Source organism: Sphingobacterium sp. Ag1 (assembly GCF_000988325.1).
Lineage (GTDB): Bacteria > Bacteroidota > Bacteroidia > Sphingobacteriales > Sphingobacteriaceae > Sphingobacterium.
Genome location: NZ_LBGU01000036.1, coordinates 61,347 through 79,649, shown reverse-complemented (window position 1 = coordinate 79,649; position 18,303 = coordinate 61,347). Strand labels below are relative to the sequence as shown.

The 18,303-nt window shown below is 41.8% G+C and carries 11 protein-coding genes; 4 read left to right on the top strand and 7 right to left on the bottom strand.

The features are described 5' to 3' along the window. Positions 1 to 31: 31 nt before the first annotated feature. From AAW12_RS10980 to AAW12_RS10965, 4 genes are all read left to right on the top strand, one after another. Positions 32 to 862, top strand: a complete 831-nt coding sequence (locus AAW12_RS10980) for a DUF4197 domain-containing protein (protein ID WP_046673671.1) — start codon at positions 32 to 34, stop codon at positions 860 to 862. A 443-nt stretch (positions 863 to 1,305) separates the two neighbouring features. Next, entirely contained in the window at positions 1,306 to 2,568 is a 1,263-nt protein-coding gene (pepT, locus tag AAW12_RS10975) for a peptidase T (RefSeq protein WP_046673670.1), read from the top strand. 17 nt (positions 2,569 to 2,585) lie between these two features. After that, complete coding sequence (locus AAW12_RS10970; protein ID WP_046673669.1) at positions 2,586 to 3,149, top strand: nitroreductase; 564 nt, start codon at positions 2,586 to 2,588, stop codon at positions 3,147 to 3,149. A gap of 209 nt (positions 3,150 to 3,358) precedes the next feature. Next, a complete protein-coding gene (locus tag AAW12_RS10965) occupies positions 3,359 to 6,532 on the top strand; it encodes a TonB-dependent receptor (RefSeq protein ID WP_156167618.1) in 3,174 nt (1,057 codons plus the stop codon). A gap of 66 nt (positions 6,533 to 6,598) precedes the next feature. On the opposite strand, the gene AAW12_RS10960 is transcribed toward AAW12_RS10965, so the two are convergent. From AAW12_RS10960 to AAW12_RS10930, 7 genes are all read right to left on the bottom strand, one after another. Next, entirely contained in the window at positions 6,599 to 7,318 is a 720-nt protein-coding gene (locus AAW12_RS10960; protein WP_197084018.1) for a hypothetical protein, read from the bottom strand. Continuing rightward, positions 7,308 to 7,856 carry an RNA polymerase sigma factor gene (locus AAW12_RS10955; RefSeq protein ID WP_046673667.1) on the bottom strand — a complete coding sequence of 183 codons (549 nt, stop codon included), beginning with the start codon at positions 7,854 to 7,856 and terminating at the stop codon, positions 7,308 to 7,310. The genes AAW12_RS10960 and AAW12_RS10955 overlap by 11 nt, the downstream gene beginning before the upstream one ends. A gap of 143 nt (positions 7,857 to 7,999) precedes the next feature. Next, positions 8,000 to 10,597, bottom strand: coding sequence for a TonB-dependent receptor (locus tag AAW12_RS10950; protein ID WP_046673666.1), 2,598 nt, complete (start codon positions 10,595 to 10,597; stop codon positions 8,000 to 8,002). A gap of 751 nt (positions 10,598 to 11,348) precedes the next feature. Further along, positions 11,349 to 12,605, bottom strand: a complete 1,257-nt coding sequence (locus tag AAW12_RS10945; protein ID WP_046673665.1) for a YeiH family protein — start codon at positions 12,603 to 12,605, stop codon at positions 11,349 to 11,351. Positions 12,606 to 12,726: 121 nt separating this feature from the next. After that, complete coding sequence (locus tag AAW12_RS10940) at positions 12,727 to 14,508, bottom strand: acyl-CoA dehydrogenase family protein (RefSeq protein WP_046673664.1); 1,782 nt, start codon at positions 14,506 to 14,508, stop codon at positions 12,727 to 12,729. A 134-nt stretch (positions 14,509 to 14,642) separates the two neighbouring features. Beyond that, the gene (locus AAW12_RS10935; RefSeq protein ID WP_046673663.1) at positions 14,643 to 15,818 is read right to left on the bottom strand and encodes an acetyl-CoA C-acyltransferase; all 1,176 of its coding nucleotides are present in this window, start codon (positions 15,816 to 15,818) and stop codon (positions 14,643 to 14,645) included. 30 nt (positions 15,819 to 15,848) lie between these two features. Then, positions 15,849 to 18,278: a 3-hydroxyacyl-CoA dehydrogenase/enoyl-CoA hydratase family protein gene (locus tag AAW12_RS10930; RefSeq protein ID WP_046673662.1), complete on the bottom strand. Its 2,430-nt coding sequence runs from the start codon at positions 18,276 to 18,278 to the stop codon at positions 15,849 to 15,851. Between the last annotated feature and the right edge of the window lie 25 nt (positions 18,279 to 18,303).

Below are 18,303 nucleotides of genomic sequence, written 5' to 3'. Positions count from 1 at the left end.
TGTTTAATTTTGACAGCAAAACAAAAGCATAATGAAATTTCCACTATTATATTGTACACTATTTGTCTCCGGATTACTTTATTCCAATGCAAGCGAAGCACAGATTTTTAAGAAAATCAGTGAGACATTGGCAAAAGCAAATCAGGGCCAGACCGACAGTACTAAAACGACGTCGACATCAAAGACGACAACATCAAATACGACTGCAATAGCATCAAAATCGAATACCTTGGCATCTTTGTCCAATAAGGATGCATCGTTGGGAATCAAACAGGCTTTAAGCAACGGCTTAAATCTGAGTATCGAATCTCTAGCCAAGAAGGATGGTTTTTTGGGTGATGCGGCAGTAAAGATTTTGATGCCTGCCGAAGCACAGAAAGTAGAAAAAACACTTCGTGCTGTTGGGATGGGGAAATTGTGCGATCAGTTTATACAGAGCATGAACAGAGCAGCAGAGGGAGCCGTTAAAGAGGCTGCCCCAGTATTTGTAAACGCACTTTCGAAGATGACGATAACCGATGCAACCAATATTCTTTTAGGTAGTAAAGAAGACGCCGCCACAACGTTTTTTAAAACAAATGCATCGACCGAATTAACAAACAAGTTTAGTCCTGTTATCAAATCTGCCATGGGTACAAACAATGTGGACCAGTACTGGACCCAATTGACAACAGCTTACAACAACCTTCCTTTAGGCAATAAAGTGGAGACAAATCTTACTGCATACGTTACGCAGAAAGCAATAGATGGTCTATTTATCAAAGTTGCAGACCAGGAGTCAAAAATTAGACACAACATAGGCGGCAGTAGAAATACCAATATCCTGCAGAAGGTATTTGGTTACGCAGACGAAAAGAAATAGAAAACGATTTACCACTGAAAAAGGACCTGTCAACAATTTGATAGGTCCTTTTTTTTCTGAAATTGTCTGGTCTTATTGGCCACAAAGAACCTTCAGTTTGCTTTCATTGCTGTTGGTGTCTGCGAAGTCATGAAGGTTTTTATTGATGTACCACCATCATGATTTCTTTTGTTGCATATCCATGGATACAAACAACCGTACTGTTCAAAAGCCCTTCAGCACAATGCTATCTAGCGATACATTTTCTTTAGCGGTACATTCTCTTTAGCGAAAATTAGGATTCTATCCGCTCCGATCAGTTTCCAGTTATTGCCCATTTGTTACAATAGCGTCAAACGCATGTATGAAGGGTAAATTGTTTGTAAATGCAACCAAATTAAATTGCAAATAAAAAGCAATTTATCTAAGTTTGACCACCCTTATCACATTAGGGCTATTAAAAAATGAGCACATTTGAGATCAACAACATAAGTGATTTTTCGGTATCCGAAAGATTTCAACGTTATGTACAGATTGACACACAATCTGATGCAAATTCACCAACATGTCCTTCTACAGAAAAGCAAAAGAACCTAGGAAAGTTACTTGTAACGGAGTTGCTGGCATTGGGTATTTCAGACGCGGCAATGGATGAAAATGGATATATTTACGCAACTATTCCTTCTAATACCACAAAGCAAGTCCCCGTTATCTGTTTCTGTTCTCATATGGATACATCTCCGGACTCTTCTGGAAAAGATGTAAAACCACTGGTTCATGCTAACTATCAGGGCCAGGATCTTGTGCTTCCTGACGACAATAGTATTATCATCAAATATGCCGAACATCCCGATCTAGCCAATCAAATTGGCCATGATATCATTACAGCGAGTGGCACTACTTTACTCGGTGCAGATGACAAAGCAGGTGTGGCCGAAATCATGGATGCTGCCCGTTTATTAATGAAACATCCTGAAATCAAACATGGTGACATCAAAATTCTTTTCACACCGGATGAAGAGATTGGTAGAGGTGTTGATAAAGCAGATTTAAAACGTTTAGCAGCAGATTTCGCTTATACCATGGATGGTGAAAGAGCCGGAACCATCGAAGATGAGACATTTTCAGCAGATGGAGCTACATTGACTATTCATGGCGTGTCTGTGCATCCGGGTTTTGCTAAAGGAAAGATGCAAAGTGCCATCAAAATCGCCAGTGCAGTAATTGATGCGCTACCGAAAAATCGGCTTTCACCTGAAAGCACCAGCAAAAAAGACGGTTTCGTACATCCTGTTCATATCAGTGGATCTGTGGAAAAAGCAGAAATTCAATTTATCGTACGTGATCACGTTACGGCCAATCTCAAGAAACATGAAGATGAACTGGAAGGTATTGCAAAATCAATCGTGGAGCAATATCCAAACTGTACTTATACTTTTGTTGTAAAAGAACAATACCGTAATATGAAAGAAGTGCTGGATCAGCATCCTGAAATTATGGAAATCGGTATGGAAGCCATCAACCGAGCAGGAATGGTGGCTGAAAGAAGAAGTATCCGTGGTGGAACAGATGGCTCCCGTCTTTCGTTTATGGGGCTACCTTGTCCAAATATTTTTGCCGGAGGACATGCTTTCCATGGAAAGCAAGAGTGGGTAGCTGTACAAGATATGGAAAAAGCCGTCAAAACAATTTTGCATGTTGTATCTTTATGGGAAGAAAAAGCATAAAGGAAAAATAAATTATAATGAAAAACGACGTATTAAAGGCAATACACTACAGAAGATCAGTATTTCAAGCATCCTTTACTGAAGAAGAAGTCAGTAAAGAAGATATCTTGAGTATCTTGGAAGCGGCTAATGCTGCTCCAACACATAAAAGGACACAACCTTGGCGTTTTATCATCTTCCGCAAAGAGGGATTGGAACGTTTGGGCACGGAGTTATCACGTATTTACAAATCGGTAACACCAGCAGAGAAATACACTGAAGCAACAGAAATAACAATGGGCAAAAAAGCAACACAGTCAAACGTTGCGATCGCTATTGTTGTCAATTATACAGGCGAAGTTCCCGAATGGGAAGAATTGGCCTGTACTGCTGCAGCAGTTGAAAACATGTGGTTAGCTGCACACTCGCTAAACATTGGTGGATACTGGGCGACTCCCGGTTTAATCAATCATTTGGGTGGTTTCTTAAATCTCGAAGAAAATCAAAAATGTATTGGTCTATTCTACTTAGGACACCATCAATCTGAGGCGCGCGAACCTATCCGCACACCAATTGCAGATAAAATTCGTTGGGAAGAATAAATCTTCTCAACTTTATAATAAACAGCGAGCGGCTTAGAGGTATCTGAGCCGCTCGCTGTTTATAGGTTAATTAATTATGCATGACGGACCATCAAAACCCATTTTTATTAAATATTTCATAATGAGATCTTAACCATTTAACAATCTTGCAGAGATAATTTCGCAACATACTTGTGACAGACGCTAATCAACTAAAAAGTGAAATTATTATGCAAAGAAACATCGTTTGGTTAATGGTATTAACCATTATTACATTTTTCCAAATTCCAACCAACAGTTGGGCTCAGGGTACCGAAGCGACGATTACAGGTCGGATCATAGACAACAATGGGCCCGTAAAAGGAACATCTGTATCGGTAAGGAATGAATCAACAGGATTTAAACAAACGACACTGACCAACCAAAATGGTGTCTATACCTTTCAACAATTACCTTTGGGCTCGCCCTACAGCATTACAATCAACCACGTTGGCTATGCAGAACAAAAAAAGACCGACTATAAATTGAGCTATGGTGACGAACTCAATGTGGATTTCACCTTATCATCAGCTGAAAATAAATTGGATGAAGTTATCGTTCAAGGCACTGCGGCTGACCTAAAAAATAAGATCAAGACATTGGGTGCATCTACCGCCATTACGGCCAATGATCTCAAAAAAATGCCTGTAAATGGTCGTAATTTCTCCTCTCTGATTGATTTATCGCCTGTCAGTAGTGGGACGAATCTTGCTGGGCAGCGTGCTTCATCGACCAATTTTACGGTAGACGGAATGAATTCACGCAGTACAGTAGCCGGTGGCAATAGCGGCGGAGCTTATTCAATCTCTATGGAAGCCATTCGTGAGTTCAAAGTAGTGACCAACGACTATGATGTCACGTTCGGCCGCAGCGGTGGGGGCAGCATTACCACCGTAACCAAATCCGGTACAAATACGTTAACTGGAAGTGCATTTACTTTTGCCCGGGCAGGTTGGCTTTCGAGTAAGTACAACCTCAATGGAACAGCCCGAAAACAAAAATTCTCCACCTATCAATATGGATTCTCACTTGGAGGTCCAATCATAAAAGACAAAGCTCACTTCTTTGTAACTTGGGATCGTCAAATGGATACCCGTCCTCTTCAGATCGCAGACATTCAAACAACGGAGGACATTGCACGGTACAAAGTAACCCAGGCTACATTAGATGAGTTTACCCGCATTGCTGTAGGTAAATATGGAGCAAGTGCCGATCGCCTGTTTGGTTCCTTTGACAAGAAGAAAAAGACCGACGCGGCCTTCGCCCGCATTGATTGGCAATTGAACGATAAAAACTTATTGACTATTCGGAACAACTTTGTCTACGACATGGACAATCAACAAGAGGGAGACAATACAGGCATCAATGCTTTTGAATCCTACACCAACAGAAGGTATATCAACAACAGCCTCATGGCCTCCTTGCGCACGTCGATCAGTTCCAAATTGACCAACGATTTGAAGGTGCAACATTTTTATGAGCGTTCTGAAGCACAGCACAATGTCGCTGGATTTGATCAGTCACACAGTATTCCACGTGCGATCGTTGAATCTGTTCAATCGGTGGACGGCACAAATAAATATACCAATTCAATACAGCTTGGTGGTCAGCGCTATGCACCAGAATGGTTCAACGGAAATATGTTACAACTGGTCAACAACCTCTATTATAACACAGATAAAATCAAATATACCTTCGGTGCAGATGTCATGTATACGAACATGGATTTCCGCTACGGCAGCGAAATGAATGGTCGTTTCTATTTTACTGGTCTACAAAATTTCGATAACCTGACTCCTTATCGGTATGCCCGTGATGTATATATGACTGACAAAGAAAACACCTTGGTCAACAATCTAGCTGTAGGTCTCTATGGACAGATGGAAACTAAAATCGCTAGGGGTCTTGATGTTGTCGGCGGCCTACGTCTGGACAATACGAAATACCTAAAGAAGGCTACATTCAACCAAACAGTCTATGACGAACTGGGCCTTTCAACCGATAATGGTATCAACACTTTTCAGATACAACCTCGCGTGCAGTTCAACTGGGATATCAATGAAGAAAAGAAAAATATAATCCGTTTTGGCGCGGGTATATTCGGTTCGGCCCTCAACCCATATTCTATGTTAAACAATATGTTGTTTGATGGCTCACGCATTGCCGGTGTAGATATTACTGACCCTACTTTAATTCCCAAACCAAATTTTGCAGGATATCGCCAAGACCCCGATACAGCTCCAGGGCGCGAACTGCTGGACAACCCGAAGATCGAAAAACTTGTCACCATCAATACCAATAGCAAGGATGTAAAAGTGCCAACTGTATATAAAGCGAATATTTCCATCAATCACTTTTTCACACCTTCGCTACGCATCGGTTTAAGCGCTTACGGAACCTGGGGGCGCAACAATTATATGTATGTAGATCGCAATATGGTGGAGGATCCTTACTTTAGGCTGACTGCCGAAGGTAACCGTGGGGTGTATGTTCCGGCATCAAGCATCAATACGACAAACGGTGCCGCCAACTGGACCAATAGCCGTAAAACAAAACAAATAGGCCGCGTACTGGAAATGAACAGTGAAGGAAAAAACAATTCTTATACGGTTGTGCTGGACGGAACTTATCGTTATTATAAAGACGGGCAGATAACCGTATCTTACACCTGGAACGACACAAAAGACAATACCTCTTACAACGGCAACGTCGCAAACTCCGCTACCCTTTCGCTGATGGTGAAAGATGATCCACGCGACTTGAGTACGATGACGTATTCGGACAATCAATTCCGCCATAAAGTTGTTTTTTATGGTACTATGCCATCGCTATGGGGTGTATCTATGGGTTTACGTTTTAGCGGAATTGCAGGAACGCGCTATTCCCTAGCGGTTAACGGGAATGTTAATGGTGATTTTGTAAATTCCAACGATCTTGCCTTCGTTTACAACCCCAGCAATAAAAACACACCCGATTACATCAAATCGGGCATTCAAGCCATTTTGGATGATCCAAAGGCAGAACAGAGCATTAAAAAATACATCAATGGTAACCTCGACCGCATCGCCGAAAGAAACGGCGGCATCAACGGTTTTTACGGCGTATTTGACTTACATTTGGCTAAAAATCTAAAAGTTTACAAGAAACATGGCATTGAAGCTTCGATAGACATTTTCAATGTAGCCAACCTATTGAAAAAAACTTGGGGCGTAGGACACAATCTGGGTAAGCAAAATCTCTATGCCATCAAAAGCTTTGATGCAACCAGTCAACAATATATTTATAATATGAGTTCTGGTGTGGGAGTATCCAATTTAAATGGTAATCCTTATCAAGTACAATTAGGCCTGAGATATGCATTTTAAGTAATTCAGACTATATAAAAAAGCAGCGAGCCATTTCCTATGAAAGAAATGGCTCGCTGCTTTTTATCAGATCACTATTATTTTTTTTTCGATCCCAAAACAATGCGGCGGTTTAATTACAGTTACTTGTGCCGAGTTCCGTTCCTCTTTGACGGGGAACACAATTTTCAGACGCCCTTTTGTTCCCTGCCATTTTGGCCCAAACTGCAGAAGTCGAACCGCTTCATCAACGAGAGCCTGATCTGGTTGTCCTTCAGCACTGATATGAGTAGGCACTCCATTTTTGTCGATCGTAAAATTGACAATAATTTCGCCTCCTCTTACAGATGTAACGGACTTCTGATTGAGGTACTGTTCAAAAATTTTCCATCCTTCACGCGGCGTTGCATCACCTCCATCCAACAATGGTTCAACAGACACCTTATTTTCAGGCTCGCTCAACTCTACATCCGTTGTACGCTCCGCTTTACCGCTAAAATGTTTAAAATAGAGCAAGGCCAATAAAGTCACAAAAAGTACCCCTGCGGTAGCGCCTATCGCCAAACGCTGCCAAGTGAAATATTGGGCATGTCTTGTCGCAACGGTATCTTCTACACGACGATTGAGGCGTTGCTGCAATAGACTCAATTGTCGGGCATCCACACCATTTTGTAATCGATAACCATCGATAGCATCTTGTAAAAAGGGATCTTCCAATGCTTCTCGTTCCAGTTGAAACATGTCCTCCTTAGTCATCAAACCATGGATGTAATTATGAATCCGTGATAATTGATAATTATTTTCCATTTTCTTTCCTTTCCATACAGATTTTTAGATTGCGCTTTCCATTTTGAATAGCACTCTTGACCTTATTCAAGTCATATCCGGTCAAATCTGCAATATCTTTATAACATTTTTGCTCGAGATAGAATAAACGCACACATTTTTGTTGTTCATGGTTTAAAGTCTGCATACATCCTTCCAGTTTCTCAAAGTCTTTTTCTTCCCATTTGACCTCACTGGTATCATTTAGCTTTTGTTCGCTTTCGAACAAATTATCTTCAATATCAACCTGTGTTGTCCGCTTATCTTTACGTAACTGCATCAGGCAATAATTTTTGCTGTAAACGTGTAACCAGCTCTTAAAATTATCGACTTCATATTGCCGAAGCTTCGTGATAAGTTCTTCAAATATCTGCATCACAGCATCCTGACTACGGTCGGGGTCTTGTAAGTATTTAAAGCACACACCATAAAGCAAGGACATATAGGGCGAATATAGTTTCCCCAGCGTAGACAAGTCACCGCTTGTTTTATAGTGTTGTAAAAGCTCTTTTTCGTTCATGCGCAAATCATTCACCTTAATGATGATTTAAGATACAAATTTCCATATATAAAAAAAGGAGCTATTGAAAATTAGCGCAAAACAAAAACCGTCCCCATAACGAAATGGAGACGGTCGATAAAAATATAATATGAATTACGGATTTAATTTCCTTGTTTCCAATTGTATCGCAGTGTAACACCGTAAGTCCGCGGATCGGCAACTACCCCTGCATACTGTCCATAGCTTCCAGGTGCTGCCAGCAATTGTTCGTAGTAATCTTTATTGGTTAGATTTCTACTCCACACAAACACCGAAATACCATTCGATCCCCTGAATCCTAGCCGAGCGTTCAATACCGAATAGGCATCAATGTTTAGGTACTGTGATGGTGAGGAACTGGATGAGAATTTAGAACGGTGAAATAGGTCTGCGCCCAAAAAGTAAGATCCATTAATTCCGATCAGCTTCCCACTTTTATTCGCTTCGCCACCCAAGGACCAAGACCATTTGGAAACACCAGGAAGGACGCCACCAGAGATATCTTTAAAAGCTTGCGCTCCGCCAACCTCTTCTAAGGGAACAGGTGCATTGGTAAATTTAACATATTTGGCATCAGTATAGGCCAATGCTCCATTCAATCGGAGAAAGTGTCCGATGTTGATATTTCCATCCAATTCAACACCCTTTACACGTACCTTTTCGGCATTGGCCAGATAACCACGGTTTACCCCAGGCTCTGGTGTCTGCACTTGCGTCTGATAGTCTTTGATATCCGTTTGGTAGACGGTCAGATTGAGGAGTGTATTGCGTGTCGGATTCGTCTTCACACCAATTTCCTTATGACGGACAGCCTCCGGTTTTACTTCGGCGAGATCCAGCAGCACTGCTCCATTTGCTGTCGGCAACCCACCGACATTGATACCGACTGGCTTATAGCTAATAGAATAAGTTGCATAAGCATTTATCTTCGGATTGAAGCGATATCTTGCCGAGAGCTGGCCTGAAAAATTATCGGCATCAGCATTGACATCAAAAGTCTGGTTTGTATACACACCATTCTTTAAAGCAAGCAATGCGGGGTCTGATGTCTGCAAGCCGCCATAGGTCTGTCTATCGTAGTTTGCAACCTTTTTATCATAGTTGTAACGCAAACCAGGTAAGATGTGTAATTTTGGCGTAACAGCCCAATCGATCTGCGTATAAGCAGCTAAACTCGTACTCTTGATGCCATAAACAGTCTTGATTCCAAAATTATCGAATAAGCCCGGAGTTTGCCACAAAGCACTGGTAGAGCTTTTTTGAAAACGCCAAAAGGCAGATCCTGTTTCTTCGGTATGTACGGGGTCTGTGCCCAGATCCTGCCAAAGGCCAAATAACCCAACAACCCCGCTGACCTTTTCACTGATTTTCCCAGAGTATCTGAACTCCTGTGACCACTGGTTATGGACGGAATTACCTGCTGAAACGGTGTATACCGGAAGTCCTAAGTAATCACGGTCATTGAGCGGAACCCACGTCCATGTTCGCCAAGCAGAAGTAGAGGTCAGTGTCCCTTCTCCAATCTTGATATCGGCATTCAATGCGACCCCACCCAATTTATTATCGGCTTTGGATTGCGTATCCAGATCTATCTTACGTTCGAAAGCACTTTTATAGGGCAACTCGTAGCCAAGATCTTTAATAATTGCATCAAACTGTCTATAGTCTGCACGCTGTGTTTTTACAACTCCGGCAACCGCCCAGCCATAACCGTCCGGTTTTTGTGATGACAGGTCCCCAGAAAGTACGAGTTTGATATTTTCGGTTGGGGTAAACAGCAATTGCCCTCTAAAGCCCAGGTTGTTGATATCATTGATCTTCCTATTGGTATGTACATTAAACAAGTTTCCATCCCGCTGTGTACCAGAGAAAGAAGCTCTCGCTGCCAAGTTTTTGGCCAATGGTCCTGAGATTGAAGTCTTCGCCTGAATAAACCCCTGGTTTCCATAGCTGACTTCCACATTGGCCTCGGGTGTAAATTGAGGCAGACGTGAGGTGATATTGAAAGCTCCCGCGGTTGTATTTTTTCCAAAGAGGGTACCCTGTGGTCCCCGCAGTACTTCAATCTGATCAATATCAATGAAATCTAGCCAAGTTGCGGCAGGGCGGGCAATATATACGCCATCAAGATAAAATCCAACGCCAGGATCAATCCCATCATTGGTGAGGCCATAGGTGGAACCAAGTCCGCGTATGTTAAGTGTTGTATTACGTGCGTTCGATGCATACAACTGAACAGTTGGCACCAGTTCTTTCAACCGATTAACATTAAATGCGCCGGCATCTTCCAATGCTGCTCCACGAATAATTGATACGGGAATAGGCACGTCCTGCAATTGCTCTTTCCGACGACGTGCGGTGACGACCACTTGATCCAATGCTTCCAATCGTGGTGTAAGTTCAATCACAGCCGGAGAATGATCTACCACGATGTGACGGGTTTGATAACCGACGATGGATACGATCAATGAAAATGGTAATTTTTGTCCAGTTACAAACTGAAAAACGCCTTTACTGTCTGTTTTTACTTGGTGCGTAACAGCTTCCAGCTGAACCGTTACCCCCTGTAATGGTTCTTTTGTTACGGCGTCAATTACGGTACCTGTTAATGAGGCATTTATAATAGGTTTAGGATTTTCTACTTGCGCATAGCTGTGGTAAGAACCCGTTAAAAGCAAGCTAAAAACGACGCTAATTCGAAAAATAGCATTTTTTTTCATAAATTTATTCAGTTTAATGGTGAATCTAAACAAGTGCCAACGCCAATCGATACTTGCTTCATTGTTAAAACTTTGTGAAAGGGAAGCCTCGGGCTTCCCTTTTCTAATATAAGAGAGTGTAAGAGAGAAATTTTAACAACACATTCGTTTTTGGCAACTTTCTAGGCCAACAACAGATCCTTCTACCGAAGCAACCAATAAACTTGTTTTTGAAGAGTAATTTTGTTTCATTCTTTTTATCTTGTTATTTTTCTTTTATTTCATACTACATAAAGCAAATCCGTATATGCACTTACAGTGTGGCAATTTCAAACAACTTTAATTACATGTCTTTCTACAAAATCAATTTCATGGCTAGTTCGATTCATAGTCAAGTCAGTCTTTTTGCCCACCTTTCTATTTACCTGAAAATCAGATAACGATACAAATATATAAATATTTTTTAAAAGACTACTAATTTGATAGATTTAATAATATTTTTTTTAAAATACCCTTAACCATTAATTTTAAGGCACTTAAAGAGAATAAAAAGGCTAATCGCATTTCATCCGGCGTGAAAAATCATGAAAGCTACAGTCGTCGTCAAGATGATCTACTGCATGCGGCTGGCTTTGGACTTATGAAGTGAGCTGTAAAAAGCGGTATATCCGAGAGCGTATGAGGAGCACGGAACAAAAAAGGCCGTCCTTGTTGGACAGCCATTTTTACGATCATATTTAACGATCCGCCTCAGATCATAACACTTACCTTCTTAGCGGAATAACACCAGCGCAATCAATAAAGTAATAATAACATTAAAAGTCTGGGCAATTAGAAAGGCATACAGCGGTTTCTTGTTGTCTTGGACAAAAAGATCCTTAAAGTTCGTTTCCAAACCTATTGATGTAAATGCTAAGGTAAACCAGAGACCCTGCAGGTTTTTCAGACTTCCTTTGACGGCGTCGATCTTCTCAGGGGAGATAACGAATGAAAATAGCAACGATGCAAACACAAATCCCAACACAAACTTCGGGAAACGCTCCCATATAATTTTCAATGTCGGTTTATCGCGCTTGGTTTCATCATCAACAGATTTAGCGTAGGTCCAATAAATGCTAATGGCAAAAGCAGCCAGCCCCAACAATACATTTTGGGAAAATTTCACAATGGTACTGATCTTCAACGCTTCTTCACCGACCAAGGAGCCAGAAGCTACTACAGCTCCGGTTGTATCAATACTTCCTCCAAGCCAAGCTCCGGTAACTTCTTGCGACAAGCCCATCCACTCCGCCATATAGGGCATGAAAATCATCATTGGAATTGCTGTAATCAGGACCAACGAAATCACATAGGAAAGTTTTTTGCTATCGCCTTTGATGGCTCCAGATGTTGCTATTGCGGCGGAGACGCCACAAATAGAAACCGCACTCGACAGCATCAGGGACATTTCCTTGTCAATCTTTAGCTTTTTACAGATCCAAAACGCGAAGTACCAAACAGACAGCACAACGGCCAGTGCCTGAATAAGCCCCAAAGATCCCGCTTTGAGAATATCTCCGAAAATCACTGTCGTTCCGAGCAAAATTAAGCCTATCTTGACATACAGTTCCGTACTGAGTGCCTCTTTAAACCAATTGGGCAGTTTAAAGCAATTGCTGATAATTAAACCGATAATCAAACTAAAAATTACAGCTTCGAGATTATATTCTTTCACCGTTGCGTTGCCTGCCAAAATCAGGGCAAATACCGTAAGGATAAATACAGTCGGAAATACAACTAATAAATATTTTACAGATTTTCCCAAAAGAAACGCGCCTAATATCGCCGTAACGAATACAAAAATAAACTGCTCAAAAAGCTTCAGTAAATTTGTCGGGTCAAAAATCGTCGAGACGAGTTCGGCAGAATTACTCCACGAAAAACTAGGTACCGGCGCAACAATTCCTGAGAGAGCAAGAAATATGGTAGCAATCCCCAAAATGACGACTACCCAGTCTTCTGTAAATGCAAATGATTTTGAAGATGTCATAGAATGGTTAGGGTTTAAAGGTTAAATTTAACATAATTACCGTTACTTTCTAGTATTGTAACACAAAAATGGCCGAAGATTTCTCTCCGGCCATCAACCAAAACCAATAATCTATTATCAATCAAAAACAATATTTATTCTCATCGATCAATTTTTTTGCGATTCGCTGACGTGCAGCTTTCACATTAAATGGCTGTGCTTTTGTGAATCTGCGCAAACCAACTAACATCATATTCAGTTCGTCGCCTTCGCCAAAAGAATATAATGCTTCTTTGCCAGCAGCGCTAATTTTATCAATAGCACCATACAGGTAAATTTTAGCCATATCTTTCGCATAGTCTGCTTTATCTGATCCTGTATGCAGCAATTTTTCCGCACGCAACAAGACTGACTCAGTGATATAAACATACCCGATAATATCGGCAATGTTCATGAGGATTTCCTCCTCTTTGGAAAGAGACATCATCAATTTTTGCACAGCTGCTCCGGCAATCAATAAGCCCGCTTTTTTAAGGTTTGCCACAATTTTCTTTTCTGCAGCAAAAGGTGCGTCGTCCTCTTCACCAAAATCTGGAATAGCTAGAAGCTCTCCGGCTACAGCTTGCGCTGGTCCCATCAGATCCAATTCACCTTTCATGGCCCGTTTTAACAACATGTCAACCACAAGTAATCGATTCACTTCATTGGTACCTTCAAAAATCCTGTTGATCCGTGAGTCCCGATAAGCGCGTTCCATCGGCGCATCTGCAGAATAGCCCATTCCACCATAGATTTGCACGCCCTCATCAACCACATAATCCAACATCTCCGAACACCATACCTTGATGATAGCACACTCAATTGCGAACTGCTCCACAGACTTCAATTTTGCTTTCGCTTCATCCATACCACCAGCAATCAGTGCATCATAGGCATCATCGATATTTTGACCCGCGCGATATGACGCAGACTCCACAGCAAACAAACGTGTTGCCATTTCAGCGAGCTTATAACGAATGGCACCAAATTTAGAAATCGGCAGATTAAACTGCACACGTTCATTGGCATACTGCACCGCATGGTTAATCACCATTCGTGCCGAACCAATTGTGGCAGCGCCCAGTTTTATACGTCCAATATTCAGGATATTTACAGCAATCTTAAATCCGTTTTCACGATCAGAAAGCATATTTTCTACGGGAACAGCACAGTCATTAAAAAAGATTTGACGTGTTGACGACCCTTTGATGCCTAATTTATGTTCTTCTGGATTCATCGTGATACCACCAAAATCCTTTTCGACAATAAATGCCGTCAGATTTTTATCATCATCGATTTTTGCAAATACGATAAAGATATCTGCAAAACCACCATTTGTAATCCACATTTTTTGACCATTGATCAAATAATGTGTTCCTTCAGCGTTTAATTTTGCCGAGGTACGTCCAGAATTTGCATCCGATCCGGCATTGGGCTCTGTCAAACAATAAGAGGCTTTCCATTCACCGGTAGCAAGCTTTGGAATATATTTCGCCTTTTGGGCATCATTACCATAATACAAAATAGGCAGTGTTCCGATTCCTGTATGAGCAGACAATGCGACAGCAAAAGAAAACCCACCCCCTACCGCATCTGCAACAAGCATAGACGTGTTAAAATTTTTGCCGAAACCACCATATTCTTCGGGAATAGAAACTCCCAGCATCCCGAGTTCACCGGCCTTATCCATCAAACTAGGCATAAGCCCCTCTTCTTGTGCATCTATACGATCAAGTTTGTTCAATACCTCCGTATCCAAGAAATCCAAGCAAGTTTGACGAATCATTTTGGCTTCTTCATCAAATTCTTCCGGAATAAAAACTGCTGTATAGGGCGTCTCCCTAATCACGAACTCTCCGCCTTTAATTGCTTTATTTTCGCTCATTGTCTTTTTAGATTTGTATGGGCAGCAAAATCTTGCTATGCGACGAATGCTGTCCACAATGTTGTTAAATACTTCTATTCACTATGAGATCAGAGATCCATATTTTAATTATATCGCTGTTTTTAAAGACCTATTTAGTCCAATAACTCAAAAATACCAGCTGCTCCTTGGCCAGTTCCCACACACATCGTCACCATGCCGTATTTTTTGCCTCTACGCTTTAACTCACTTAGGACCTGGACTGTCAATTTCGCGCCTGTACAACCAAGTGGATGCCCTAATGCTATGGCACCACCATTGACATTCACTTTCTCTTCGTCTAATCCGAGTTCGCGAATAACGGCTAACGATTGAGACGCAAAAGCTTCATTCAGTTCAAATAGATCAATATCTTCTTTTTTAAGCCCAGCTTTCGCCAAGGCCTTTGGTATAGCGTAGATAGGCCCTATGCCCATAATGCGCGGTGGAACACCTGCCACAGCAAAACTAACAAGCTTTGCAATTGGTTTAACACCAAGTTCTTTCACTTTTGCTTCAGACATCACCAAGACAAATGCTGCTCCATCAGAAGTTTGTGAGGAATTCCCTGCCGTTACTGAACCATTCGCTGAAAAGACTGGTTTTAGTTTCCCTAAAGCCTCCAGGGAAGTATCAGCCCGAGGACCTTCATCTGTATCAACAACATATTCGCGCGTTGCAATCTTACCGTCTTTCAGGTAATTTTCTTTTACAGTAATAGGCACAATCCCATCTTTCAAATGACCGTTTTGAATAGCTGCAACTGCCTTTTGATTTGATTTAAGTGCAAAAGCATCCTGATCTTCGCGTGAAACATTGTAATCTTTGGCTACGGCTTCGGCAGTCAATCCCATTCCCCAATACCAGTCAGGATGCTCTTTTGCCACAACAGGATTAGGCACAATCTTCCAACCTCCAAAAGGCATTCCGGACATCACCTCTACACCACCGGCAATGATAACATCTGCCATCCCAGTCTTAATCTTTGCTACCGCGGTTGCAATGGTTTCTAGGCCTGATGCGCAGTATCGGTTAACGGTTACACCCGGGACCTTATCCGTGTCCAATCCCATCAGTGAAATGAAACGGGCCATATTGAGTCCCTGCTCCGCTTCCGGCATGGCATTCCCAACAATGACATCATCTATATCTTCTTTATTTAAATTCGGCACAGTGGATACAAGATGTTTAATAACATCCGTGGCTAAATCATCGGCCCGCATAAAGCGAAATACTCCCCGGGGCGCTTTGCCTACTGCTGTACGAAATCCTGCTACTATATATGCTTCCATGATTTTTAATTTTTTCGTGAGTAGTGAGTTCTAGTTCCGTAAAGGCTTACCCTTGGTCAACATAAATTGAATTCTTTCAAGCGTTTTGCGTTCAGCACAAAGCTCAAGGAATGTTTTACGTTCAAGATCCAGTAAATACTGTTCAGACACTTCCGTCGGTGACGATAAATTTCCACCACACATCACCCAGCCTAGTTTCTCTGAGATCTTACGATCATAATCAGAGATGTAATTGCCTTCACGCATTGATGAAGCGCCCACATAAACGATTCCTAATCCTTGATTTCCCAAAACTTTGATATCATTGCGTGGAGCAGGCTGAACATAACCCTCATCTGCCAATTCTAATGCCTTTGCCTTGGCATCCGCCAGAAGACGGGCACGGTTCATGGTGATTGCAAATTTATCTTTCTGCAAATAGCCAAGTTCATAGGCTTCATAGGCAGAAGTTGAAACTTTCGCCTGGCCAATAGTCAGGAATTTATCTTTTAACGTATTTTGAACAATCTGATCCTCCTTAAATTCCTCCGAGGCACGTAGTGTAAATTCTTTGGTTCCACCGCCACCGGGGATAACACCAACGCCCAGTTCAACCAATCCCATATAGGTTTCGGCGTGAGCCTGAACAAAATCGGCATGCATGGAGAATTCACAGCCCCCACCAAGGGTCATTTGAAATGGCGCAACGACTACAGGTATTGACGAATAGCGTAAGCGCATGGATGTATTTTGAAATGCACGAACGGCCATATTCAATTCATCAAAATCCTGTTCTACGGCCATCATGAAAATCATTCCGATATTGGCTCCAGCAGAAAAGTTTTTCCCATCATTGGACACCACTAAACCGCGATACTCTTTTTCAGCAAGGTCAATGGCTTTATTCAATCCCTGGATAACATCCCCACCAATGGTATTCATCTTGGTATGAAATTCACAATTAATGATACCATCGCCCAGATCAATAATAGAAACACCCGTATTTTTCCAGATTGTCTTACTTTCCCGGATGTGATCCAATACGATCAGATCTTCGGTACCGGGAATAGCTTTATACGATTTGGTCGCAATATCATAATAGTGACGTACACCATTTTCTATTTTATAGAATGATTCACATCCGGCTTCCAACATCTCGTGTACCCAGGAAGCAACCTCCCCGTCCTGACCCGGAAGTCGTTTTTCTTCGGCCTTAATTTTAGCTAAAGTCTCGCGAACACCTAGCGCATCCCATACTTCAAATGGTCCTAACTCCCAACCAAATCCAGCACGCATGGCATCATCGATCCGGAAGAAGTCATCTGTAATTTCGGGAACACGGCGGGATACATATTCAAACAATGGATAATGCATGGCACGGAAGAGTTCCGCCGCTTTATCGGTTCCTTGTTCATATACTTTCATCCGCTTGCGGATATCCTCCACAGGCTTGGTAGCTTCCAAAGTAGTGGATTTCACTTTTTGCTGTGAACCAAATTCCAGTGTTTTTAGATTTAAAGATAAAATCTCCGAATTACCATCGGCAGCTTTTACTTTTTCATAAAACCCTTTCTTGGTTTTCTCACCCAACCATTTATTCTCGACCATCTTGCTGATGAATGCAGGAAGCTGGAACACCCCTTTGGCTTCATCTTCTGGGGCATTCTGCGCCAGTCCATTGGCAACATTCACCAAAGTATCAAGTCCTACCACATCGGCCGTACGAAAAGTTGCCGATTTGGGATGCCCCATTGCAGGACCGGTATATTTGTCGACCTCCTCAACGGTCAATCCAAGAGGTTCCACTAAATGAGTAACCGCCAACATCGAATAAACACCGATACGATTACCAATAAACGCCGGAGTGTCTTTACATAACACAACCGATTTACCCAGCATCTTGTCACCGAAGTGAAGTATAAAGTCAACAACCTCGGGCTTGGTATGCGGTGTTGGAATGACTTCCAATAAAGGGAGATAGCGCGGCGGATTGAAGAAGTGTGTGCCGCAGAAATGATCTTTAAAATCTTCACTTCGCCCTTCTGTCATTAAATGAATAGGAATACCAGAAGTATTGGAAGTAATCAATGTCCCAGGTTTTCGAAATTGCTCAACACGCTCAAAAACAGATTTTTTAACATCGAGCCGCTCAACAACAACCTCGATAATCCAATCCACAGAAGCAATGTCTTTTAGATTATCGTCAAAATTCCCTGTTTTGATACGTCTTACAAATGACTTGCTATAAATTGGCGAAGGGTTTGTTTTTAAAGCCGTTTCTAAGGAGCTGTTGACAATTCGGTCCCGAACGATCTTACTCTCCAAAGTCAAGCCTTTGGCTTGTTCTGCCGGAAGCAGTTCGCGCGGAACAATATCCAACAGTAAAACTTCAACACCAATGTTAGCAAAATGACAAGCAATTCGCGAGCCCATAACACCCGATCCGAGAACTGCCACTTTTCTAATATTTCTGTTCATCATAACATATTTATCATGCACTTCTGTA

Bases quoted from the DNA above. Each gene is read 5' to 3' on its own strand.
- AAW12_RS10980 (WP_046673671.1), top strand. From the start codon at position 32: ATGAAATTTCCACTATTATATTGTACACTATTTGTCTCCGGATTACTT.
- pepT (WP_046673670.1), top strand. From the start codon at position 1,306: ATGAGCACATTTGAGATCAACAACATAAGTGATTTTTCGGTATCCGAA.
- AAW12_RS10970 (WP_046673669.1), top strand. From the start codon at position 2,586: ATGAAAAACGACGTATTAAAGGCAATACACTACAGAAGATCAGTATTT.
- AAW12_RS10965 (WP_156167618.1), top strand. From the start codon at position 3,359: ATGCAAAGAAACATCGTTTGGTTAATGGTATTAACCATTATTACATTT.
- AAW12_RS10960 (WP_197084018.1), bottom strand. From the start codon at position 7,318: ATGGAAAATAATTATCAATTATCACGGATTCATAATTACATCCATGGT.
- AAW12_RS10955 (WP_046673667.1), bottom strand. From the start codon at position 7,856: ATGAACGAAAAAGAGCTTTTACAACACTATAAAACAAGCGGTGACTTG.
- AAW12_RS10950 (WP_046673666.1), bottom strand. From the start codon at position 10,597: ATGAAAAAAAATGCTATTTTTCGAATTAGCGTCGTTTTTAGCTTGCTT.
- AAW12_RS10945 (WP_046673665.1), bottom strand. From the start codon at position 12,605: ATGACATCTTCAAAATCATTTGCATTTACAGAAGACTGGGTAGTCGTC.
- AAW12_RS10940 (WP_046673664.1), bottom strand. From the start codon at position 14,508: ATGAGCGAAAATAAAGCAATTAAAGGCGGAGAGTTCGTGATTAGGGAG.
- AAW12_RS10935 (WP_046673663.1), bottom strand. From the start codon at position 15,818: ATGGAAGCATATATAGTAGCAGGATTTCGTACAGCAGTAGGCAAAGCG.
- AAW12_RS10930 (WP_046673662.1), bottom strand. From the start codon at position 18,278: ATGATGAACAGAAATATTAGAAAAGTGGCAGTTCTCGGATCGGGTGTT.